The organism is Micromonospora sp. NPDC049114 (assembly GCF_040648635.1).
GTDB lineage: Bacteria > Actinomycetota > Actinomycetes > Mycobacteriales > Micromonosporaceae > Micromonospora.
The window spans coordinates 134178-155557 of the sequence record NZ_JBEZEA010000006.1; the positions used below are offsets into that span (position 1 = coordinate 134178).

Sequence of the window (21380 nt, forward strand, 5' to 3'; positions counted from 1 at the left end):
GAACGCGCCTATTCGAAGATCAGGTCGATCAGGTAATCGCCGACGAAGAAGAGTGTTGCCGCGCCGGCGATGAAGGCGAGCCCGACGATGGCGATCGCGGAGCTGGTCAGCACCTTGGAGATCTCGCCTCGGCTGGCGCGACCGATGAAGATGACGCCCAGGACGGCGAGCAGGATCGGCGCGATCTTGCTGGCGAAGAAGGTGACGACACCGCTGGTGTCGATCCCCTTCGGTGCCGGCTCCGCGAGTGGAGCCGACGCCAGAGTGGAGAGCGCGTGGGCGACGCCGGAAGACGCCGTCTCCATGAGCTCGAAGGCGATCACTGGAACCTCCCCATAGCGCGGCCGGCGGTGCCGCAGCGGTGCAATGGACGAGCCTGGCGGGAAATGTGCTCCACAGGGCGCAGCGTTCTTGACCCTGCGTTCGTTACTCACCACGGAGGGTGGCGAGGTTTGGGCGGTTTTCCCCCGCTTCGGCCCTCCCTCCAAGCTTCGCCATCTCGATGCTGGCCAATTCCAAAGCGTACGGGCCGCCCCGCTATGCGACAAGCCGCGAAGGGACTGCCTGATGCTGCCCGGATGACCGATCGTACACCTGTTCTAATGAGCACGTCAGGGGTGGTCGACCCGGGCCGCCGGGTGCCGCCGCCGCGACCGGTACCGTCTAGTCGTGACCGATCTGGTGCGGGCTCCGGGCCCGGTGGTGATGGGCGTCCTCAACGTCACGCCGGACTCCTTCTCCGACGGCGGACGGTACGCCGACCTCGACGCGGCAGTCGGACACGGCGTCCGTCTGCGCGCGGCCGGGGCGCACCTGATCGACATCGGCGGCGAGTCGACCCGCCCCGGCGCCGAGCGGATCGACGCGGTCACCGAGGCGGAACGGGTGCTACCGGTCATCCGCGAGCTGACCGCCGCCGGTGTGCCGGTCAGCATCGACACCAGCCGGGCGCGCGTTGCCGAGGCCGCGCTGGGTGCCGGCGCGGCCGTGGTCAACGACGTATCCGGTGGGTTGGCCGACCCCGACATGGCCCGGGTCGTCCGCGACGCCGGCTGCCCCTGGGTCCTGATGCACTGGCGGGGGCATTCCCGGCAGATGCGCGACCTGGCCAGCTACATCGACGTGGTGACAGATGTGCGGGACGAGCTGTCCCAGCGGATCGACGAGGCACTGGCCGCCGGGGTCACTGCGGACCGCATCGTCATCGACCCCGGCCTCGGCTTCGCCAAGACGGCCGCCCACAACTGGGAACTCAGCGCCCGACTGCCGGAGCTGCTGGACCTCGGGTACCCGCTGCTCTTCGGCGCCAGCCGCAAGTCCTACCTCGGTCGACTGCTCGCCGGCGCCGACGGCACACCACGACCCACCGCCGAACGGGAGGCCGCCACCGTGGCCACCAGCGTGCTCGCCGTAGCGGCTGGCGCGTGGGGCGTACGCGTGCACGACGTGCGGGCCACCGTGGACGCGCTCGCCGTCTGGGCCGCCACCGGCAGCCCGCGCCTGGTGCCGGCCGGCCCGGCTGGGCCGACCGTGCGCGCAGCCGCCGGCCGACGAGAGGGAGACCGATGAGCGACCGGATCCAGTTGACCGGCCTGCGGGCCCGCGGCCGGCACGGGGTGTACGACTTCGAACGGGCCCAGGGGCAGGACTTCGTGGTCGACGCCGTCCTGGAGTTGGACCTCGCCCCGGCGGCGGCCAGCGACGACGTCACCGCCACGGTCCACTACGGCGAGCTGGCCGAACGTCTGGTGGCGGTGGTGACCGGCGAGCCGGTCAACCTGATCGAGACCCTCGCCGACCGGCTGCTCGCCGTCTGCCTGGCCGACGAACGGGTCCGCACCGCCACGGTCACCGTGCACAAGCCGGAGGCGCCGGTGCCGCACACGTTCACCGACGTGGCAGTCACGATGACCCGGACGCGTACCCGATGACCCGGGCCGTGCTCTCGCTCGGCAGCAACCTCGGCGACCGCCTGGAACACCTCCGGACGGCAGTCGCCACGTTCGGCGACACCGTACTTGTGGTCTCCGGCGTGTACGAGACTCCACCGTGGGGGGACGCCGACCAGCCCGCGTACCTCAACGCCGTGCTGCTGGCCCAGGACGCGGCCGCCACGCCCCGCGACTGGCTGGAGCGGTCCCGGGTCGCGGAGCGTGCGGCCGGCCGGGTCCGTGACCCGGGGCGGCGGTTCGGGCCGCGGACCCTCGACGTGGACGTGATCGCGGTCTGGGGCGACGACGACGAGCCGGTGCTCAGCGACGACGAGGAGCTGACCCTGCCGCACCCCCGGGCGCACCTGCGCGCGTTCGTGCTGCGACCGTGGATCGACATCCAGCCGTACGGGCGACTGCCCGGCCACGGCTGGTTGACCGACCTGCTCACCGCCGGTCCGGTCGCCGACGACGCGCTGGAACTGCGTCCCCGGCCCGAACTGGCGTTAGAGTCGACGGCATGACCCAGTGGAGCCGGCGGGCATGACGCAGGCGAAGTCCCCACCACCGGGCGGGCCGGGCCCGGACCGGTCGCGGATGGGCCCCACCCGCATCTCGACCCTGGTCGTGGCCGCCCTGGGCGCGGCGGCTGTCGCCTGGCTGCTGATCAGCACCCTCTACTACAGCGGCATCCCCCGTCTGCCGTGGCTGCCGGTGGTGACGCTGGCCGCGCTCGCGGTGCTGGAGGCCTACGCGGCCGTCAACACCCGTGGTCGCATCGAGCGCAAGCCCGGCCGGGATCCGGTGAACCCGCTGATGGTCGCCCGGTTCGTGGTGCTGGCCAAGGCGTCGGCGCTGGCCGGGGCCATCTTCGCCGGTTTCTACGCCGGTCTCAGCGGCTGGCTCTTCGTCGAGACCACCCGGGCCGCCATCGAGGACCGGCCGGCCGCCGGGGGCGGGTTGCTGGCGTCGCTGGCGCTGGTCGGGGCCGCGCTCTGGCTGGAGCGATCCTGTCGGGTCCCGGAGCGCCCGGACGACGAGCACGAGCCCGACCAGCGTCAGAGCCGTCCCGGCCAGCGCTGAGCAGGGGGTTACGCCCGGCTCCGGGCGCGGGTACGGTGCCTCCGATCGGAGAGCAACGGCCGCCCCCGATCCGTCCGTGCGCCGGACCGGGGGCGGCCGGCCACTGGGGAGGCGGTGCCATGGGGTACGAAGACACGGGCCGGGACCGGTCGGTCGAACCCTCGTCCGGGGTTCCTGCCGCCGTCCTGGAGAACGTCTTCGACGATCCCACCCACGGCGAGCCGGGCCGGGACCGCGTCGGCGTGCACATGATCTGGGAATTCCTGCTGCTGGTCGGTCTCGCCGCCCTGGGCTGGCTACTCTGGCGGGTCGACCCGGACGCGCTGCGCGGCGCCGGCCTGCGTGCGTTGCTGGTCGGCGCGGTCGGCCTCGGGCTGCTCGCTCTCGCCGCCGGGCTGAGCCTGCGCACCTCCACCCCCAACCTGGCCGTCGGACCGGTCGCGGTCGCCGCAGCGCTGCACTACGCGGAGCAGGGCGACCGGGGTCTGACGGCGTCAGTCGGGTCGGCTGTCGTGGTCGCCGCGGTGGGCGGTCTCGTGTTGGCGCTGGCCGTGGTGGTGTTACAGGTGCCCGCCTGGGCGGCGAGCCTGGCCGCGGCGGCCGGGGTCGTGGTGTACATCGAGCGCCGTTCGACGTCGATTCTGGTGCAGGGGGACTACGACCCGAGGCGCACCGCCGGCTACCTCTTCGTCGGGTTCGCAGCCGTCGCGGTCCTCGGCGGTCTGTTCGGCACGATCAGGTCGATCCGCCGGCTGGTGGGTAGGTACCGGCCGGTGGCCGACCCGGCCCGTCGCCGGGGCACGCTGGCAGCCGTGGTAGCCGCCGTCGCGCTTGTCGGTTCCACGGTGCTGGCCACGCTCGCCGGTGTCCTGCTCGCCGCCAACGGCCCCGGGGCGGTCACGCCCACCTCCGGGCTGGACTGGACCGTCCTGGCCATCGGCGTGTCCCTGCTCGGCGGCACCAGCGCGTACGGCCGCCGCGGCGGGGTGTTCGGCACGGTGCTGGCCGTCGGCCTGGTCACCGTCTTCCAGGCGTACGCGCCGGAGCGCGACTGGACGGTGAGTCGCTGGGCGCTCGGTGGCGTGGCCCTCGGCGTCGGGTTGCTGGTGACCCGGCTGGTCGAGACGTTCGGGCGACCCCGGCCGGGCAGCGTGGAGAGGATCGAGCCGGTGGGCGACGGCACGATCAGCACGGGATGGAACGTGCCCCGGCAACCGCCGGCCGAAAACTGGCCTCCGACGCTGCCGACACCGCCCGCACCGGAACCGGCCGACCCGTGGCGTGACCCCCGCTGGGAGACCGGCCCGCGGCACTGGGACGCCGACGGCAGGTGAGCCGTGTCCCGTCCGCCGAGCCGGCGCTGATCTCGACCGTTAGGCTCGCCGCATGACCGACACACCTGCCGCCACCCCCGGCGGAACCTCGTTCGAGGAACTCGACGCGCTGTCCACGGAGGAACTGCGGGAGCGGGCGTTCGCCCGGGCCCGGGAGCGTCGCGACGTGGGCTTCTACTGGTCGGTGCTGCGGCACCTGCCGAACGCGGACGAGGCCACGGTGCTGGACGGTGCGCCGAACTCGATCGGCCCGACCATCGACGAGGCGAACGCCCTGTGGCGGGAGCTGACCGGGCACGGCTACGAGGAGTCGGCGCCGCTGCTGCGGGCCGCCTTCATCGACTACCTGCTGAAGCACTGAGCCGTTCGGGGCAGCCCAGGTCCGCCCGGCCGGCCGGCACGGGACCTGGGCGGATCATGGGACTCGTCCGTACGGGCCCGGTGAGCGGCTACGGGACGGCCGCCGGCACCGGCGCGCTCGCCGTGCTGCTGCTGGTCGGCATCTGTGGCAGTCCGGCGTACACCGGCTGGGCCGCCGCCACGCTCACCGACCCGGACTCGGCAGGTGGCTTCTATCTGCGCCTGCTCGCCTGGCCGGCCTGGCGGCTGGACGCGGACGGGCAGGCCGGCGGACTGTTCGCCGCCGACCTGCGGGCCGTGGCGCTGGTGGTCCTCGCGGTGGCGCTGCTCTATCTGCTGCCGGCCGCCCAGGTGGCCCGGGTGCCCGGTCCGGTCAGCCAGTTCTTCTCCGGCTGGGCCGCGTACGTGCTGGCCGGCGGGCTCGCCGCCGTGCTGGCGGCGCTGCTCGGCCCGGACCCGTCGCTGCTGGCAGCACTGCGCGACGCCAGCAGCGGCGCCGGCTACGGCTTCCTCACCGGCTGGATCATCGGCACCGCGAGCCTCGGTGGTCGCGCCTGAGAAGAGCGACACCCGGCCGGGCGGGTGCCGCCGACGCCGGCCGGGTCACGGGCCCGGGTCAGCTCGGCGAGCGGCCCAGGTCGAGCAGACGTTGGCGGCTGAGCGCGCCCACCGGACGGCCGTCGTCGGTCACGACGAGCTGGTCCCGTCCCGACGTGAGCAGCACCGCCAGCGCGTCGTACGCCGTGCCGTCCAGCGCCACGGTGGGCAGATCCGCGGCGGCGCCTGAGGGCACCGGCTCCAGGGACTCCCGGTCGAGCGGGGTGACCGCCAGCCGGCGGATGCCCCGGTCGGCTCCGACGAATTCGCGGACGAACGGGGTGGCCGGTGCGCCGAGCAGGGCGGCCGGCGTGTCGTACTGCTCGAGATGCCCGCCCTGGGACAGCACGGCGATCCGGTCGCCGAGCCGGACGGCCTCGTCGAGGTCGTGGGTGACCAGCACGATCGTCTTGCGGACCTCGGCCTGGAGGCGGAGGAACTCCTCCTGGAGGCGGGCCCGGACGATCGGGTCGACTGCCGAGAACGGCTCGTCCATCAGCAGCACCACCGGGTCGGCGGCGAGCGCGCGGGCCACGCCAACCCGCTGCCGCTGGCCGCCCGACAGCTCGTGCGGATAGCGGCGGCCGAACTGGCTCGGATCCAGACCGACCAGGTCGAGCAGCTCGTCGACGCGGGCCCGGGTCCGATCCCGGGACCAGCGGAGCAGGCCCGGGACGGTTGCCACGTTCGCGCGGACGGTCTGGTGTGGAAAGAGGCCGACGTTCTGGATCACGTAGCCGATCCGGCGGCGTAGCCGCACCGGGTCGACGTCGGTGACGTCCTCGTCGCCGAGCATGATCCGCCCGGCCGTCGGCTCGATCAGCCGGTTGACCATGCGGAGCACTGTCGACTTGCCGCAGCCGGACGGGCCGATCAGCACCACCAGCTCGCCGGCCTTGACGTCCAGGCTCAGGTCCCGCACGGCCTCGGTGCCGTTCGGGTAGCGCTTCTGGATGCCCTGCAGGGAGATCGACGCCGCGCGAGGGGATTCGGCCACGCTGGCGGCCTCCGGGGTAACGTCCACGTATGTCCTTCCGCCTGAGCTACCGGGCCGACCCGGGTAACCCCTGGTTCTCCTGGCAGTACGTGCGGGACAACTCTGACACGATCCTCGCCGCCGTGCGCGAACACGCCTCCCTCACGGGACGCGCGGTGCTGATCGCGGTGCTGATCGCCCTGCCGTTGTCCGTGCTCGCGTACTGGGTCCGCCCGCTGGCCGGCCCGATCCTCGGCGTCACCGGCGTGATCTACACCATCCCGTCACTGGCGCTGTTCGCGTTCATCGCGCCGTACCTGGGCACCGGCGCCACCACGGTGCTGGTCGGGTTGGTCCTGTACGCGCTGCTGCTGATCGTCCGCAACGTGGTGGCGGGGCTCAACCAGGTGCCGCCGGAGGTCGGCGAGGCCGCCGACGGAATGGGTTACGGCCGCTGGCGGCGGCTCTTCCGGATCGACCTGCCGCTGGCGATCCCCGGCATCCTGACCGGCTTGCGCCTGGCCACCGTGTCGACTGTCGCGCTGGTCACCGTCGGTGTGCTGGTGGGGCACGGCGGCCTCGGCCAACTGATCTTCGCGGGCTTCCAGAACAACCTTTACAAGGCCGAGATCATGACCGGTACGGTGCTCTGCGTGGCGCTGGCGGTGCTGCTGGACCTGCTGCTGGTCCTCGTCGGCCGGCTGATCACCCCCTGGTCCGCCCGGGGTGTCCGGTGAGCGCCGCGGCCAACCCCGTGCACCAGGCCGTGCTCTGGCTCAACGACCCCCTGAACTGGAGCAACCCGGGCGGCATCCTGGACCGGCTCGGCGAGCACCTGACGATCTCCGCCCTGGCCGTGGCGCTGGGCTGCCTGGTGGCCTGGCCGGTCGGGCTGTGGCTCGGGCACACCGGCCGCGGCGGTGGCCTGGTGGTGCTGGTGTCCAACGCCACCCTGGCCATTCCCACCCTGGCGCTGCTGACCATCCTGCCGCTGACCTTCCTCGGCTTCGGGCGTACGCCGGTGGTGGTGGCGCTCGCCGTCTTCGCCGTCCCACCGCTGCTGGCCAACGCCTACACCGGCGTACGTCAGGCCGATCCGGAGGCGCGCGACGCGGCCCGCGGGATGGGCCTGTCCGGCGGGCAGTTGCTGCGTCGGGTGGAGCTGCCGCTCGCGGTGCCGTATCTGGCTGCCGGCTTCCGGACCGCCGCCGTGCAGGTCATCGCGACGACCGCGCTGGCCTCGTTCGTCAACGGTGGCGGTCTCGGCGAGATCATCCGTACCGGATTCGGTCTGAGCATCGCCGCCGGTGGCGGGCAGATCGTGGCCGGTGGGGTGCTGGTGGCCGGGCTGGCACTGCTGGCCGAGCTGCTCCTCGGGATCGTTGAACGCCTGGTCACTCCCCGTCCGCTGCGGCGCGGGCGGCAGCGCGCGGGCCGACCGCGGCCCGCCGACGCCACCGGCCGCGCCTGACACCCCTTCGTGATCCGTCCGGGTGAGTGGACGCCGAAGCGGCGACCAGCGGCGGGCCGTTCGGTGACGATGCGGTGACGAAGCCCATCCCAGGTTGTCGGTCGCTCCCGGAAGATGTTGGGTGGAAAGTCGCGGGCGGCCACAGTCAGGTTCGCCCGTCGGACACGCGGCCGGCCCGGGACGGGTCGCGCCGGGACACGGAAGGCGGGCGGCACATGCGCGCACGTACACGTCTGGCCATCGGCGCCATCGGCGCCGTCGCCGGGGCAGCACTCCTCACCGGGTGTGGCGATGCCGGCTCGTCCGGCACCGACGCTCCCCAGACGAGCGCCTCCGGCGCCGGGTGCGCCCCGGTCGCCGGTCAGCAGCTCATCGCCCTGACGGACGACAAGAAGCTCCAGAACTCCGACAACGTCATCCCGGCGGTCAACAGCAAGGTGGCCAACCCGCAGTTGCTCGCCGCGCTGGACAAGGTCTCCGCGGCGCTCGACACCCCGAAGCTGATCCAGCTCAACAAGGCCGTCGACGCCGACCGCAAGACGCCCAAGGTGGCCGCCGAGGAGTTCGCCAGCGCCAACAACATCACCGCGGGCATCGCCAAGGGCCCGGGCGGCGAGATCGTGGTGGGCGCCGGCAACTTCAGCGAGAGCCAGACCCTGGGCGAGCTGTACCGGATCGTGCTCACCGCCGCCGGTTACCAGGTCAAGGTGCAGCAGATCGGCAACCGGGAGCTGTACGAGCCGGCGCTGGAGAAGGGCGAGATCCAGGTCGTCCCGGAGTACGCGTCGACCATGGCCGAGTTCCTCAACACCAAGGCCAACGGCAAGAACGCCCAGCCGGTGTCCTCGCCCGACATCAACGCGACGGTGACCAAGCTCAAGGCCGAGGGCGACAAGGTGGGCATCACCTTCGGCACTCCGGCCGCCGCACAGGACCAGAACGCGTTCGCGGTCACCCAGCAGTTCGCCGACAAGTACGGCGTACGGACCCTCTCCGAGCTGGCCGCGAAGTGCTCCGGCAGCGCGACTGTGCTGGGCGGCCCGCCGGAGTGCCAGCAGCGTCCGTTCTGCAAGCCGGGCCTGGAGAAGACGTACGGGCTCTCGGTGGGCTCGTTCTCCTCGCTGGACCAGGGCGGGCCGCTGACCAAGAACGGTCTGCGTGAGGGCAAGATCAGCGTCGGTCTGGTCTTCTCCTCGGACGGTGCCTTCGCCACCAGCTGAGGCCCTCCTCGGTTGTGCCGCGGACGCCCCCTCCCCATCTCGGGGCGGGGGCGTCCGCGCGTCCCGGGACCCGTTCCCTCCGCTGGGGATCGTCGGTAGGCTGCACACCCATGCCAGCCCCGGTCACCCCCGACGCCCGGCGTCAACCGCTGCTGCTGACCGTGCTCTTCTGGGGCGGCGTGGCCCTGGCCCCGGTGGCGGCGCTGATCCTTCTGGTCGCCGACGGTAACGGCCCGCTGCGCTTCGCGGCGGTGCTCGCCATCGCGGCGGTGGTCCTGATCGGTCTCTCCATCGCGTTGCGCCCCGACGGTGACGACGCTCGGGCCGATGAGCTGCTGGACGAGATCGAAGAGCTGCGCCGGGAGTTGCGCGCCGAGATCGTGGCCGCCGCGCAGCGCGGCAACCAGGCGCTCGACCAGGCGCAGCGAGCCCAGGAGGGGATCGCGGCGGTCCGCCGTCGCCTCGATGCCACCGGAGCGGCCCTCGCCGGCGCCGCCCCGCCGGCCGAGCCCGTCGGTGCCGGTAGGGTGCGGGTTCCGGCCGCCGATCAGGTGGACGAGACTCCGCCCGCCCGCAGCCGCGTACCGGTCCCCGGCGACGCCCCGGTCGCCCGGGTCCGGGTGCCCGCTCCGGATGACGCCGGCCGGGTTCCGGGACGCGGGCCGGACGAGGTGGCCGGTCGGGTTCGGGCGCCGGCCCCGGACGAGGTCGCCGGTCGGTGGGGTCGCGACGAGCGCGCCGACGAGGAACCGGCGTACCGCCACCGCGCCGCCGCCGACGTGCCACCCGAGCCGACCGCCGGCGGTGTCTACGGCGCCGAACGGCCCACGCCCGGGTACGCCGCCACTCCCCGCCCTCGTGAGCACGACCACCCTCGTGAGCACGACCGCCCTCGTGAGCACGAACGCCCGCGTGAGCACGACCGTCCGGAGCCGGCGCACCGGCCGGTCGGCGTGGTCCGGCACACCGAGACCGTGCACGTCACCACCCGGCACACAGTCGTCGACGGCGGACCGGCCGAGCCGGGCGGGCGCTACGGCGGCGGGTACGCCGGCCAGTGGAACCCGTCGGCCCAGGAGTGGACCCGGGGCGGTGGCACGGAGGGACGTGCCCGCCCGGCCGACCGCTCGTGGGGCGACCCGGAGAACCCCCGGTCCACGTACGCCGACGACCGTGCCCGCCCAGCCGACGACCGGTCCTGGGGTCAGCAGCCCGCCGCCCGGGGTGAGTCCGGTTTCGGGGGCGCCCGGGACGGCTCGGGCTCCGACCGGAACGGGCCCGACCGCGGCGACGAGAAGCCGGGCTGGACGACTCGCCGCGACGAGCCGGAGTGGACCGGGCAGCGCGACGGGTACGCCCAGGCCGACCAACCCGCCTGGGGCGGCCGTTCGCCGCGCGACGACCGTGGCTGGTCGGAGCAGGCCGAGCCCGACCACGCCGGTGCGCCGCAGCCCGGTCCGGCCCTGCGAGCTGACGACACCGGCGAGTACTGGTCGCAGCTGCGGGCCGGCGACCGGTGGGCGGCCGTCCGGGACGACGAGAACGGCAGGGAGCTGCACGTCGGGGAACGCCGGGCCGAGGTGCACGCCGACGCCACGGGGACCGAGTACCGGATGGCGGACCGTTGGGCGTCCGTCCGGCACGAGGACCCGCGCCGCCACGAGGACCCGCGCCGGCAGGACGACCCACGCCGGCACGAGGATCCCCGCCGCCACGAGGACCCGCGCCGGCACGACGAAGCCCGCTGGCAGGACGAGCGCGAGTCGTACCACCGGTCCGAGCCGGGCGGCCGGGCCGCGCTGCCGGTCGGCGGCGTGCCCGTGCCGGACGAGTGGCGCCCGCCGCGCCAGCGCGGTCACGAACCGGAGCCGGCCCCCGAGCGGGCCGGCCGACGCCGGGTCGAGGAACGCTACGGTTACCCGCCGCAGGACGACGTGCCGCGTGCCGGCGGCGCCCCGCCCGGCGACCGCTGGCGCTGACGCCCCGACCAGCCCCGGTCACCGACCGCCGGCGCCGGCGCTCTCACCGGCGACGGTCACTTGTCGATGTCGCCGACCACGAAGAACATCGAGCCGAGGATGGCGATCAGGTCCGGCACGAGGCAGCCGGGGAGCAGGGTGGCAAGCGCCTGCACATTCGCGTACGAGGCGGTGCGCAGCTTCAACCGCCACGGGGTCTTCTCGCCCCGGGACACCAGGTAGTAGCCGTTGATGCCGAGCGGGTTCTCCGTCCAGGCGTACGTGTGCCCCTCCGGCGCCTTGAGCACCTTCGGCAGGCGGGTGTTGATCGGCCCGGTCAGCTGGTCCACCCGGTCCAGGCACCGCTCGGCGAGATCCAACGAGACGTACACCTGGTCGAGCAGCACCTCGAAGCGGGCATGGCAGTCCCCGGCGGTCTTGGTCACCACCGGCACGTCCAGCTCGTCGTACGCCAGATAGGGGTCGTCCCGGCGCAGGTCCAGGTCGAGCCCGGAGGCGCGGGCCACCGGCCCGGACGCCCCGAACGCGGCGGCGTCGGCGGCGGACAGCACGCCCACGCCCACCGTGCGGGCGAGGAAGATCTCGTTACGCCGGATCAGGTGGTCGAGGTCGGGCAGCCGCCGACGGACCTCGCCGATCGCCGCGCGGGCCCGCCCGGTCCAGCCGTACGGCACCTCCTCCTTCAGCCCGCCCACCCGGTTGAACATGTAGTGGATCCGGCCGCCGGAGACCTCCTCCATCACCGCCTGGATGGTCTCCCGTTCCCGGAAGGCGTAGAAGACCGGCGTGATGGCCCCGATCTCCAGCGGGTAGGAACCGAGGAACATCAGGTGGTTGAGCACCCGGTTCAGCTCGGCGAGGGCCATCCGCAGCCAGGTGGCCCGCTCCGGCACCTCCATGCCCATCAGGCGTTCCACAGCGAGCACCACACCCAGCTCGTTCGAGAACGCCGAGAGCCAGTCGTGCCGGTTGGCCAGCACGATGATCTGCCGGTAGTCGCGCACCTCGAAGAGCTTCTCCGCGCCCCGGTGCATGTAGCCGACGATCGGTTCGCAGGCGATGACCCGCTCGCCGTCGAGCACCAGCTTCAGGCGCAGCACGCCGTGCGTCGAGGGGTGCTGCGGGCCGATGTTGAGCACCATGTCGGTGCCGAGCTGCTGATCGCCGGTGCCGGCGACCAGACCGGCCCCGGTGCCGACGGTCAGTTCACGAAGGGCCCCGGCGTCGGTGGTCATGCCCGTCATCGTGCCACGGCCGGCGGTAGCCCGATGCCGACCGGTTGGTGCAGCCACAAGTGTCCGCCGAGCCCGGCCGGGTCGGTCAGCTCGGCCACCGCCGACGCCGCGGCCAGCGCCCGCACGTAGCCGGCCGGGTCGGTGCCGGCCAGGCTCAGCGGCGGTCGCCCACCGTCGGCCCCGAGCGCCCGCAGCGCCTCGGCCTGCGAGATCAGGGAGTACGCACACCTGGCGACCGCCGCACCGGCGGAGGCGACCGAGTCCATTGCCACGTGCGCTGTCACATCACTCGACCCGTCCGGCACCGGAGGCACCTGCCGTCCACCCCGATACCCGGTCAACGTCCCGTCCACCGGCCGACCCTCCCGCAGATGCCCGTAGTCGACAGCGACCGCCAGCCCTCGGCTGATCTGTCGCACCGCGTTGGCCCAAGCCTCGTCTCTGCTTCGGCCGATCTCGGCTCGCTGGTAGTCGCTGTGGGGGGTTTCCGGGCTGGTCGCGTCCGACCAGGTCAACCCCAGATCCGGGTCACCGCTAGCACTCGAAGGGCTCGCGGGACTGGGCCACCAGGTGTTCAGCCAGTCAACATCGGCAGCGTTGACCAACTCGCCAACCGTCTCCACGCCGCTGTCGGGGTCGACCAGCACATATCGCCAGCCCTCGGTGGTGTGCACCGCCACGTCCAACGGGACGTTGTCCAACCACTCGGTAGCGATCAACAGTCCGTTGATCTCGTCGGGTATCTCAGCGGTCCAGTTGATCTCTTCCGGCAGGTTCTCGGGGCGGTGGGCGTACTCGACTGCTGTGAACCGCACGCGTTCCGCGAGCGAGCGACGGACGGTGCCGGACGACGGACCGTCGGGCGACCGACGGACGGAGGCCGTGGAAGTCGGGGTTTCCGGGGAGCCCGCCCACGCAGGGATCAAGCCTGACCGCCCGGAGTGGGTGGGCTCCCCGGAAACCCCCACCGCGAGCCCGGCGAGCGCCCGCAACAACTCCCCCCGCCCAGCCCCCACGTCGACCACGTCGAGCCGTGGCGGATGGCCCAGAGCGGCGTCGACCTGCTTGACAAGGCGCAGCAGCGCGGTGGCGAAGGCGGGGGAGGCGTGCACGCTGGTCCGGAAGTGATCGGCCGGACCGCCGCCGGCCACGAAGAAGCCGTCCGGCCCGTAGAGGGCGTGGCTCATCGCGTCCCGCCACGGGATCGGCATCAGCTCACTCCGGGTTCAGGAGGTGTCACCGTGCCGACCCTACGGCCACCCGGCGGGGCGACGACTCCCGATCCCCGCCGGGCGGCTTCCTCGCTCATGCCGTCCGGAAGTAGTGCCCCTCGTGCAGGTCGGCGATCAGGCGGGGGTGGGTGGGGGTCCAGCCCAGCAGTTCGCGGGTGAGGGCGGACGACGTCGGGTTGTCGAGCTGGACGAACGATCCGAGGAAGCCGAAGTGGTCGTCGGCCTCGGCGGGGCTGACGCCCCGGACCGGGATGTCGAGCTTGTGGCCGATGGCCTCGGCGATCTCCCGGAAGGGAACTCCTTCGTCGTCGGCGCCGTGCAGGCGCGTGCCGGCCGGGGCCTTTTCGAGAGCGAGTCGGTACAGCACGGCCGCGTCGAGTGTGTGGACGGCCGGCCATCGGTTGGCGCCCTCGCCGACGTAGGCGGAGTACCCCGTGCGTCGCGCCGCGGCGATGACGGCGGTGATGAAGCCGTTGTGGTCGAGCGAGCTGTGCACCGTGGGCGCGAGTCGGACGATGGACGAGCGCACATCGCGGGAGGCGAGGCCGGCCACGAAGTTCTCCGCGTCGATCCGGTAGCCGCCGCCGGGGAAGATGTCGCGTTCGGTGCCGGGGCGGCCGACGACGCCGCCCATCACGAGCATGGCCGTCCCGCCGGTGCCGACCAGGGGCTTGCCGGAGCCGGCCAGGCCGTCGGCGAGTGCCGTGAGGGCGTCCAGGTCGGCCTTGGCGGCGCTGGCCAGGTCGCCGCTGACCATGAGGTCGTGGCGGAACGCCAGGTGGATCACTCCGTCGGCGGCAGCCGCCTCTTCCCGGAGCACGTCGAGGTCGGAAAGGTCGCCGCGGTGTGCCTGGGCGCCGAGCTTCTCGATGGCGGCGGCGGACGTGTCGGAGCGGGCGAGGCCGACGACCTCGTGCCCAGCGGAGAGGAGTTCCGGGACGACGGCGGAGCCGACGTGGCCGGAGGCGCCTGTGACGAATACGCGCATGGCGGGTTCCTTCGTGAGTGCCGATGTCACCTTGCGACATCACGCTACCCCGCACGATGTCGCGGCGCGACATCGCGGCGGAAGTAATGTCGCAGTGTGACGTCGGATACGATTCGCCGCATGGCCCGCTGGCAACCCGACGCGCGCGGCCGCCTGGAGGCGGCCGCCTTCGAGCTGTTCCGCGAGCGCGGCTTCGAGCAGACCACCGTCGCCGACATCGCCGGCCGCGCGGGCCTCGACAAGCGCACCTTCTACCGGCTCTTCGGAGACAAGCGCGAGGCGCTCTTCAGCGGCAGCGCGCACCTGGAGGAGGTCCTGGCCAGGACGGTGGCCGAGACGGACGCCGGCCCGTTCGAGGTGGTCATCGCCGCCTTCCGCCGGGTGGCGGAGGAGATCTTCGCCGACCGCCTCGAACTGGTCCGGGCGCGACAGGCCATCATCGAGAGCAGCCCCGAGCTCCAGGAGCGTGAGCTGCGCAAGACGGGTTCGCTGGTGGCCGCGGTCACCGCCGCCCTGCGTGCCAAGGGCCTCGACGAGAGCACGGCCACCCTGGCCACCGAGTCGGGTGCCACGGTCTTCCGGGTCGCGTACGCCCGCTGGGTCGCGCCCGGCGGTGACGTTCCGCTCACCGACCTGATCGCCGAGGTGGCCACCGAACTACGCGCGATCACGTCGGCCTCCGGCTGAGCCCGACCGACCTGCGCCGAGCCCCTTGCTTCGGCGGTGAACGTTTTCACACATCCTGTCTCGGCTCTGTGGCGCGGGCGCATACTTGCGATCGACCGGTACCCCTTCTCGAGGACTGGATCGTCGTCATGAGCGCACCGCTGCGCCCGCGTCCGGCCGCCCAGCTTGGGCCTGCCGCACCGCGGGATTCCGCCGTCACCGGCACCCCCACGTCCCGCCTGCTCACTGTCGGCGTCGTCGGCGCCGGCCGGGTCGGTGCCGTCCTGGGCGCCGCGCTCGCGGCCGCCGGGCACCGGGTGGTGGCTGTGGCGGGTGACTCCGGGACCAGCCGGGCACGGCTGGCCCTGCTGCTGCCCGAGGTGCCCCGCCGCCCGGTCACCGCCGTCGCGCGCGCCGCCGCCGACCTGCTGCTGATCGCGGTGCCGGACGACGCGCTGGCCGCAGTGGTAGCCGACCTCGTCGACCGGGGTGCCCTGCACCCGGGCCAGGTGGTCGCGCACACCTCGGGCGCGCACGGTCTCGCCGTGCTGGCGCCGGCCGCCGCGGTCGGCGCCCGTCCGCTGGCCCTGCATCCCGCCATGACTTTCACCGGTACGCCGGACGACCTGCCCCGGCTGTCCGGCATCTCGTACGGGGTGACCGCCCCGGCTGACCTGCGTCCGCTGGCCGCCCGGCTGGTCGCCGACCTCGGTGGCGTCCCCGAGTGGGTGGCCGAGGGGGATCGCCCGCTGTACCACGCCGCGCTCGCACACGGCGCGAACCACCTGGTGACCCTGGTGAACGAGGCGACCGACCGGCTGCGCGACGCCGGCGTGGCCCGTCCGGAGAAGGTGCTCGCCCCCCTGCTGCGGGCCGCCCTGGAGAACGCGTTGCGCCTCGGCGACGACGCGCTGACCGGTCCGGTGTCCCGGGGCGACGCGGGCACCGTCGAGCGGCACCTGGCCCGGCTGGCCGCCACCGCGCCGGAGTCGGTCCCCGCGTACCTGGCGCTGGCCCGGCGTACCGCCGACCGGGCGATCGCCGCGGGCCGCCTGCGTCCGGTGGACGCCCAGCCGCTGCTCGGTGTGCTCGCCGGGACGAGCCGGGAGGTGGCCGCATGACGCAGCTTGTCCACACGCGCGCCGAGTTGGCCGAGGCCCGGGCGGCGTTGAAGGGCACCGTCGGCGTGGTGATGACCATGGGCGCCCTGCACTCCGGCCACGAGACGCTGCTGCGCGCCGCCCGGGAGCAGGCCGACCACGTACTGGTGACGATCTTCGTGAATCCGCTGCAGTTCGGGCCGAACGAGGACTTCGACCGCTATCCGCGCACCCTCGACGCCGACCTGGAGGTGTGCCGGCGGGCCGGCGCCGACCTCGTCTTCGCGCCGTCGGTAACCGACATGTATCCGGACGGCCAGCCCCGCGTACGCCTCGACCCGGGTCCGCTGGGCGGGGAGCTGGAGGGCGCGAGCCGTCCCGGCTTCTTCCACGGGGTGCTCACCGTGGTCCTGAAGCTGCTCCAACTCACGCGTCCTGACCTGGCCTTCTTCGGTGAGAAGGACTATCAGCAGCTCACCCTGGTGCGGCGGATGGCCCGGGACCTGGACGTGCCGGTCGAGGTGATCGGCGTACCGACCGTCCGGGAGGCGGACGGGTTGGCGCTGTCCAGCCGCAACCGTTACCTGAGCGAGCCCGAGCGGGCGGCGGCGCTGAGCCTGTCCGCCGCGCTGCGGGCGGGTGCCCGGGCCGCCGACGACGGCCTGGACGCGGGGGAGGTGCTGTCCGCCGCGCACGCCGCGTTCGGCGCCGGTACGCCCGGCGCTCAGCTCGACTACCTGGTGCTCACCGACCCCGAACTGGAGCCGGGGCCGGTGTCCGGGCCGGCCCGACTGGTGATCGCCGCCTGGGTCGGCGCCACCCGGTTGATCGACAACGCGGCGATCCACCTCGCCCCTCGTCCCTGACCCGGCCGCACCCCACCACCACTTCTTTCGCGAAAGGCGAGCCCGATGCTGCGGACCATGCTCAAGTCGAAGATCCACCGGGCCACCGTGACCCAGGCCGACCTGCACTACATCGGTTCGGTGACTGTGGACGAGGACCTGCTCGACGCCGCCGACCTGCTCTCGGGGGAGCAGGTCGCGATCGTGGACATCACCAACGGCGCCCGGCTGGAGACGTACGTCATCCCGGGGGAGCGGGGCAGCGGCGTGATCGGCATCAACGGGGCCGCCGCGCACCTCGTGCACCCCGGTGACCTGGTCATCCTGATCTCGTACGGGCAGATGGACGACGCCGAGGCCCGGTCGTACCGGCCGCGGGTGGTGCACGTCGACACCGACAACCGGATCGTCGAGCTGGGGGCGAACCCGGCGGTGGCGGCCCCGGGCACGGCCGGCGACCCGGTGCCGAGCCCGTTCGCCGTGTCCGGAGTCTGATCTCGCGCGAGCCGATTCCGGTCTGTCACCGGAAGGTCATGTGCGGTTACCCTGGGCACGCTGGCGGAAGCCGGTAGGTGGCTGGGGGAGGCCGCGATGCGCCGTGCCATGACGACCCTGTTCGCTACTGCCGTCACGGCAGTGCTGCTGGTCGGCTGCGCCGGGTCCGGCGGTCTGGACGGTGACCTGACCGACGACTGGGCGGCACTGCCACCGGCCATGGCGTTCACGCCGGCCGTCGGGGTGTGTCAGGCCGCCGACTTCGTCGAGGTGGTGACGCTGGCCGCCTATCAACCGATGGACTGCGCCGGCCCGCACCGGGTGGAGACCGTGCACGTCGGGGTGTTCCCGCCGGAGCGGGCTGCCGCCCCGGCCAACGGGTCGGTGGAGCTGCGCGGGGCGTTCACCGAGTGCGACACCCGGGCCTCGGCGTACGTGGGCGACGACTGGCGGGCCGGGCGGCTGCGGCTGTCGGTGGCGCTGCCCTCCGGGCCGGGCTGGGCAGCCGGTTCCCGCTGGTTCCGGTGCGACCTGACCGAGTTGACGACCGTCGAGGCGGCCGCCACTGTGGTGGTCCGGTCGGGCAGCCTGCGGGACGCGTTGAAGGGGGCCTCCGGGCTGCGGTTGGGCTGCCAGCAGACCCGCTCCGGGGCGGGCCGGGGTGTGCAGACGCTGGTCCCGGTGGAGTGCGGCGGTCGGCACGACGCCGAGTTCGTCGGGGTGTGGCGCGCGCCGGACCGGCCGTACCCGGCCAAGGATGCCGACTGGGCGCCGCTCTACACCGGCTGCCGCACCGTCCTCGGCCGCTATGTCGGCGTGCCTGACGACTCCGACCTGCGGTTCCGCAGCAGGGTGGTGGTGCGCCCGCCGGGTGCGGGGCGTTGGCGGGTCGGTGACCGGGGAGTGCGCTGTTACCTGTGGCTGAGCGACCGTACGGTGACCGCGTCGTTGAAGGGCGCCGGTCCGGCCGGCCTGCCGGTGCGGACGAAGTGAGCGGCGCGGCACGGTTCGGGCCGGACGGGGTAGCCCAAACCACTCGTTGAGCCCCCGCCTCCCCCGGCGAGGATCCTTCGGGTTGACTGGTGGGATGGACGTTCCGACGGTCGATCTGCCGGCCCTGCCCAGACTGCTGGCCGCGCCCGAGCCCGGCTGGGTGGAGACCACCGACGTGATCGTGGTGGGGTCCGGGGTCGCGGGACTGACCGCCGCGTTGCACCTGCGTGAGGCGGGCCTGCACGTCACGGTCGTCACCAAGGTCAACATTGACGACGGCTCGACCCGGTGGGCGCAGGGCGGCATCGCCGCCGTGCTCGACCCGACGGACACCCCCGCGGCGCACGCCCGGGACACCGAGATCGCCGGTGTGGGGCTCTGCGACCCCGCGGCGGTCCGGGTGCTCGTCGAGGAGGGGCCGACCCGGCTGCGGGAGCTGATGCGGATCGGGGCCGAGTTCGATCGCCACCCGGACGGTTCGCTGATGCTGACCCGGGAGGGTGGACACCGGGCGGACCGGATCGTGCACGCGGGCGGGGACGCCACCGGCGCCGAGGTGCAGCGGGCCCTGCACGCCGCCGTGCAGCGCGACCCGTGGATCCGGCTGGTGGAGCACGCCCTGGTGCTGGACCTGCTGCGGGCGCCCGGCGACGGCCCGGACGGGCTCGGTCCGGCCTGCGGGATCACCCTGCACGTGCTCGGTGAGGGCAGCGAGGACGGCGTCGGCGCGTTGCTGGCGCGGGCGGTGGTGCTGGCCACCGGCGGGATGGGGCAGATCTTCGCGGCCACCACCAACCCGGCGGTCTCCACCGGCGACGGGGTGGCGCTGGCGATGCGGGCCGGCGCGGCGGTGACCGACGTGGAGTTCGTCCAGTTCCACCCGACTGCCCTGATCACCCCGCCCGGCGCGGGGGTGCCCGGCGCCGGGCACGCGCAGCAGCCACTGGTCTCCGAGGCGCTGCGCGGCGAGGGCGCGTACCTGGTGGACTCCGACGGCAAGCGGTTCATGGTGGGCCAGCACGAGCTGGCCGAGTTGGCCCCCCGGGACGTGGTGGCCAAGGGCATCCACCGGGTGCTGATGGCCAGCGGCGCGGACCACGTCTTTCTCGACGCCCGCCATCTGGGCGGCGATTTCCTGGCCGGGCGGTTCCCGACCATCGTGGCGTCCTGCCTGGCGATCGGCGTGGACCCGGCCACCGACCTGATCCCGGTCGCCCCGGCCGCGCACTACGCCTCCGGCGGCGTCCGCACCGATCTGCGCGGCCGCACGTCGATCCCCGGCCTGTACGCCTGCGGCGAGGTCGCCTGCACGGGCGTGCACGGCGCGAACCGGCTGGCCAGCAACTCGCTGCTGGAGGGGTTGGTGTTCTCCCGGCGGATCGCCGACGACATCGCGGCCGGCCTGCCCGAGCAGGCCCAGCCGGCGGACGTCGGCGCATGGCGCGGCGGTGCGGGCTGGGTCGTGCCGGCCGGGGTGACGCCGACGCTCCAGCGGGCGATGACCCGGGGGGCCGGGGTGCTCCGGTCCGCGGCGACGCTGGCCGAGACGGCCGGGACGCTTACCGAGCTGGGCGCGGCCCGGGGCCGACCGCGCACCGCCGACTGGGAGGCGACCAACCTGCTCACGGTGGCGTCGACGCTTGTCGCGGCGGCGTACGCCCGCGCCGAGACCCGGGGCTGCCACTGGCGGGAGGACTTCCCGACGGCCGACGAGCGGTGGCTGGGCCACCTGGTCGGGTCGGTCGGGGCGCAGGGCCTGGTGACGGAGCAGTGGGAGGGGAGTGCACAGTGAGCGCGAGGAGTGAGCCGGGGTTGCGAGCCCCGCAGTCGCGAACGGAGATGGCCCAGTGAGCGCGAGGAGTGAGCCGGGGTTGCGAGCCCCGCAGTCGCGAACGGAGATGGCCCAGTGAGCGCGAGGAGTGAGCCGGTTTCGCGAGCCCCGGAGTCGCGAACCAAGGTGGCGTTGACGGGGTCGACCGAGGCGGCGTTGCGGGCGACCGGGCTGGACCCGGAGCAGGTGCGGCGGGTGATCGAGGGCGCGCTGGTCGAGGATCTGGGGCCCGATTTCCTCGACGTGACGAGCGTGGCCACCATCGGAGCGGAGCAGACCGACACCGCCGACCTGGTGGCCCGCGCCGACGGCGTGGTGGCCGGGCTGGCCGTGGCCGCCGCCGTGTTCGAGCTGGTGGGCGAGGTGACCGGCTTCGGTCGTACCGTCGAGGTGTCGGTGCTGGCCCGCGACGGTGAGCGGGTGGCCCGCGGCGACGTGCTGGCGACGGTGACCGGCCCGACCCGGCTGCTGCTGACGGCCGAGCGGACGGCGCTCAACCTGCTCTGCCGGATGTCCGGGGTGGCCACCCACACGCGTGCCTGGGCGGACGCCCTGGCCGGCACGAAGGCGATGGTGCTGGACACCCGCAAGACGACGCCGGGCCTGCGGGCGCTGGAGAAGTACGCGGTGCGGGCCGGTGGGGGCACCAACAAGCGGATGGGCCTCTACGACGTGGCCATGATCAAGGACAACCACAAGCTGGCGGCCGGGGGCATCACTGCGGCGTACCGGCGGGTCCGGGAGGCGTTTCCGGAGGTCCCGGTGCAGGTCGAGGTGACCACTGTCGCCGAGGCGGTGGAGGCGGTGGAGGCGGGGGCGGACTTCCTGCTCTGCGACAACATGACGCCGGAGGTGCTGGCCGAGGCGGTGGCCGCGGTGGGCGACCGGGCGGAGCTGGAGGCGACCGGCGGGCTGACCTTGGAGGTGGCCGCCAGGTACGCGGCGACCGGCGTCGACTTCCTCTCGGTGGGCGCGTTGACCCACTCGTCGCCGATCCTGGACATCGCGATGGACCTGCGCACCGAGTAGTTGTCTAGGCTGCGA

23 protein-coding genes are annotated in these 21380 nt (G+C 73.4%); 18 read left to right on the forward strand and 5 right to left on the reverse strand.

The genetic code is table 11. From position 1 onward, the window contains the following. Positions 1-8: 8 nt before the first annotated feature. The gene (locus AB0B39_RS19155; protein WP_007466099.1) at positions 9-323 is read right to left on the reverse strand and encodes a hypothetical protein; all 315 of its coding nucleotides are present in this window, start codon (positions 321-323) and stop codon (positions 9-11) included. 346 nt (positions 324-669) lie between these two features. On the opposite strand from AB0B39_RS19155, the gene folP reads away from it, so the two are divergent. The 7 genes from folP (at position 670) to AB0B39_RS19190 (ending at position 5266) form a co-directional block, all read left to right on the forward strand. Then, positions 670-1569 carry a dihydropteroate synthase gene (gene folP / locus AB0B39_RS19160; RefSeq protein ID WP_357498175.1) on the forward strand — a complete coding sequence of 300 codons (900 nt, stop codon included), beginning with the start codon at positions 670-672 and terminating at the stop codon, positions 1567-1569. Next, positions 1566-1931: a dihydroneopterin aldolase gene (folB, locus tag AB0B39_RS19165; RefSeq protein WP_234587444.1), complete on the forward strand. Its 366-nt coding sequence runs from the start codon at positions 1566-1568 to the stop codon at positions 1929-1931. Before folP ends, folB begins: the two co-directional genes overlap by 4 nt. Then, positions 1928-2455 (forward strand): 2-amino-4-hydroxy-6-hydroxymethyldihydropteridine diphosphokinase, encoded by a 528-nt coding sequence (gene folK, locus AB0B39_RS19170; protein WP_357498178.1) that lies wholly within the window; start codon positions 1928-1930, stop codon positions 2453-2455. The genes folB and folK overlap by 4 nt, the downstream gene beginning before the upstream one ends. Before the next feature lie 19 nt (positions 2456-2474). Then, on the forward strand, positions 2475-3014 hold the full coding sequence (locus AB0B39_RS19175; protein WP_234587449.1) for a DUF3180 domain-containing protein: 540 nt from the start codon (positions 2475-2477) through the stop codon (positions 3012-3014). Between the two features lie 119 nt (positions 3015-3133). Beyond that, entirely contained in the window at positions 3134-4348 is a 1215-nt protein-coding gene (locus tag AB0B39_RS19180; protein WP_357498180.1) for an ABC transporter permease, read from the forward strand. Positions 4349-4400: 52 nt separating this feature from the next. Further along, positions 4401-4709 (forward strand): hypothetical protein, encoded by a 309-nt coding sequence (locus AB0B39_RS19185; RefSeq protein WP_234587453.1) that lies wholly within the window; start codon positions 4401-4403, stop codon positions 4707-4709. A 56-nt stretch (positions 4710-4765) separates the two neighbouring features. Next, positions 4766-5266, forward strand: a complete 501-nt coding sequence (locus AB0B39_RS19190) for a hypothetical protein (protein ID WP_354861103.1) — start codon at positions 4766-4768, stop codon at positions 5264-5266. Positions 5267-5324: 58 nt separating this feature from the next. Here AB0B39_RS19190 and AB0B39_RS19195 read toward each other — a convergent pair whose 3' ends face one another. Continuing rightward, positions 5325-6329 carry an ABC transporter ATP-binding protein gene (locus tag AB0B39_RS19195; protein ID WP_357498183.1) on the reverse strand — a complete coding sequence of 335 codons (1005 nt, stop codon included), beginning with the start codon at positions 6327-6329 and terminating at the stop codon, positions 5325-5327. 2 nt (positions 6330-6331) lie between these two features. On the opposite strand from AB0B39_RS19195, the gene AB0B39_RS19200 reads away from it, so the two are divergent. The 4 genes from AB0B39_RS19200 to AB0B39_RS19215 all read left to right on the forward strand — a co-directional run bounded on the left by AB0B39_RS19200 (position 6332) and on the right by AB0B39_RS19215 (position 10951). Beyond that, the gene (locus tag AB0B39_RS19200; protein ID WP_357498185.1) at positions 6332-7018 is read left to right on the forward strand and encodes an ABC transporter permease; all 687 of its coding nucleotides are present in this window, start codon (positions 6332-6334) and stop codon (positions 7016-7018) included. Continuing rightward, complete coding sequence (locus AB0B39_RS19205; protein WP_234587463.1) at positions 7015-7752, forward strand: ABC transporter permease; 738 nt, start codon at positions 7015-7017, stop codon at positions 7750-7752. The genes AB0B39_RS19200 and AB0B39_RS19205 overlap by 4 nt, the downstream gene beginning before the upstream one ends. A gap of 215 nt (positions 7753-7967) precedes the next feature. After that, positions 7968-8972, forward strand: a complete 1005-nt coding sequence (locus AB0B39_RS19210) for a glycine betaine ABC transporter substrate-binding protein (RefSeq protein WP_357498188.1) — start codon at positions 7968-7970, stop codon at positions 8970-8972. Between the two features lie 110 nt (positions 8973-9082). Further along, positions 9083-10951, forward strand: a complete 1869-nt coding sequence (locus AB0B39_RS19215; RefSeq protein ID WP_357574957.1) for a hypothetical protein — start codon at positions 9083-9085, stop codon at positions 10949-10951. A gap of 56 nt (positions 10952-11007) precedes the next feature. Here the strand turns inward: AB0B39_RS19215 and AB0B39_RS19220 are convergent, their stop codons facing one another. From AB0B39_RS19220 to AB0B39_RS19230, 3 genes are all read right to left on the reverse strand, one after another. Continuing rightward, the gene (locus tag AB0B39_RS19220; protein WP_357498193.1) at positions 11008-12195 is read right to left on the reverse strand and encodes an NADH-quinone oxidoreductase subunit D; all 1188 of its coding nucleotides are present in this window, start codon (positions 12193-12195) and stop codon (positions 11008-11010) included. Continuing rightward, positions 12192-13397 (reverse strand): SAM-dependent methyltransferase, encoded by a 1206-nt coding sequence (locus AB0B39_RS19225; RefSeq protein ID WP_357574958.1) that lies wholly within the window; start codon positions 13395-13397, stop codon positions 12192-12194. The genes AB0B39_RS19220 and AB0B39_RS19225 overlap by 4 nt, the downstream gene beginning before the upstream one ends. 94 nt (positions 13398-13491) lie before the next feature. Further along, a complete protein-coding gene (locus tag AB0B39_RS19230) occupies positions 13492-14406 on the reverse strand; it encodes an SDR family oxidoreductase (RefSeq protein ID WP_357574959.1) in 915 nt (304 codons plus the stop codon). A 120-nt stretch (positions 14407-14526) separates the two neighbouring features. Between AB0B39_RS19230 and AB0B39_RS19235 the strand changes: the two genes are divergently transcribed. The 7 genes from AB0B39_RS19235 (at position 14527) to nadC (ending at position 21365) form a co-directional block, all read left to right on the forward strand. Further along, a complete protein-coding gene (locus AB0B39_RS19235; protein WP_357498198.1) occupies positions 14527-15093 on the forward strand; it encodes a TetR family transcriptional regulator in 567 nt (188 codons plus the stop codon). A 128-nt stretch (positions 15094-15221) separates the two neighbouring features. Next, positions 15222-16193, forward strand: a complete 972-nt coding sequence (locus AB0B39_RS19240) for a Rossmann-like and DUF2520 domain-containing protein (RefSeq protein WP_357574960.1) — start codon at positions 15222-15224, stop codon at positions 16191-16193. After that, positions 16190-17038: a pantoate--beta-alanine ligase gene (gene panC / locus AB0B39_RS19245; RefSeq protein ID WP_357574961.1), complete on the forward strand. Its 849-nt coding sequence runs from the start codon at positions 16190-16192 to the stop codon at positions 17036-17038. Before AB0B39_RS19240 ends, panC begins: the two co-directional genes overlap by 4 nt. 45 nt (positions 17039-17083) lie before the next feature. After that, entirely contained in the window at positions 17084-17512 is a 429-nt protein-coding gene (panD, locus tag AB0B39_RS19250; protein WP_357574962.1) for an aspartate 1-decarboxylase, read from the forward strand. A 96-nt stretch (positions 17513-17608) separates the two neighbouring features. Further along, positions 17609-18505, forward strand: coding sequence for a septum formation family protein (locus tag AB0B39_RS19255; RefSeq protein WP_357574963.1), 897 nt, complete (start codon positions 17609-17611; stop codon positions 18503-18505). 94 nt (positions 18506-18599) lie between these two features. Further along, positions 18600-20297 carry an L-aspartate oxidase gene (locus AB0B39_RS19260; protein ID WP_234587489.1) on the forward strand — a complete coding sequence of 566 codons (1698 nt, stop codon included), beginning with the start codon at positions 18600-18602 and terminating at the stop codon, positions 20295-20297. Positions 20298-20468: 171 nt separating this feature from the next. Further along, entirely contained in the window at positions 20469-21365 is an 897-nt protein-coding gene (gene nadC / locus AB0B39_RS19265; RefSeq protein ID WP_357574964.1) for a carboxylating nicotinate-nucleotide diphosphorylase, read from the forward strand. Positions 21366-21380: the final 15 nt, after the last annotated feature.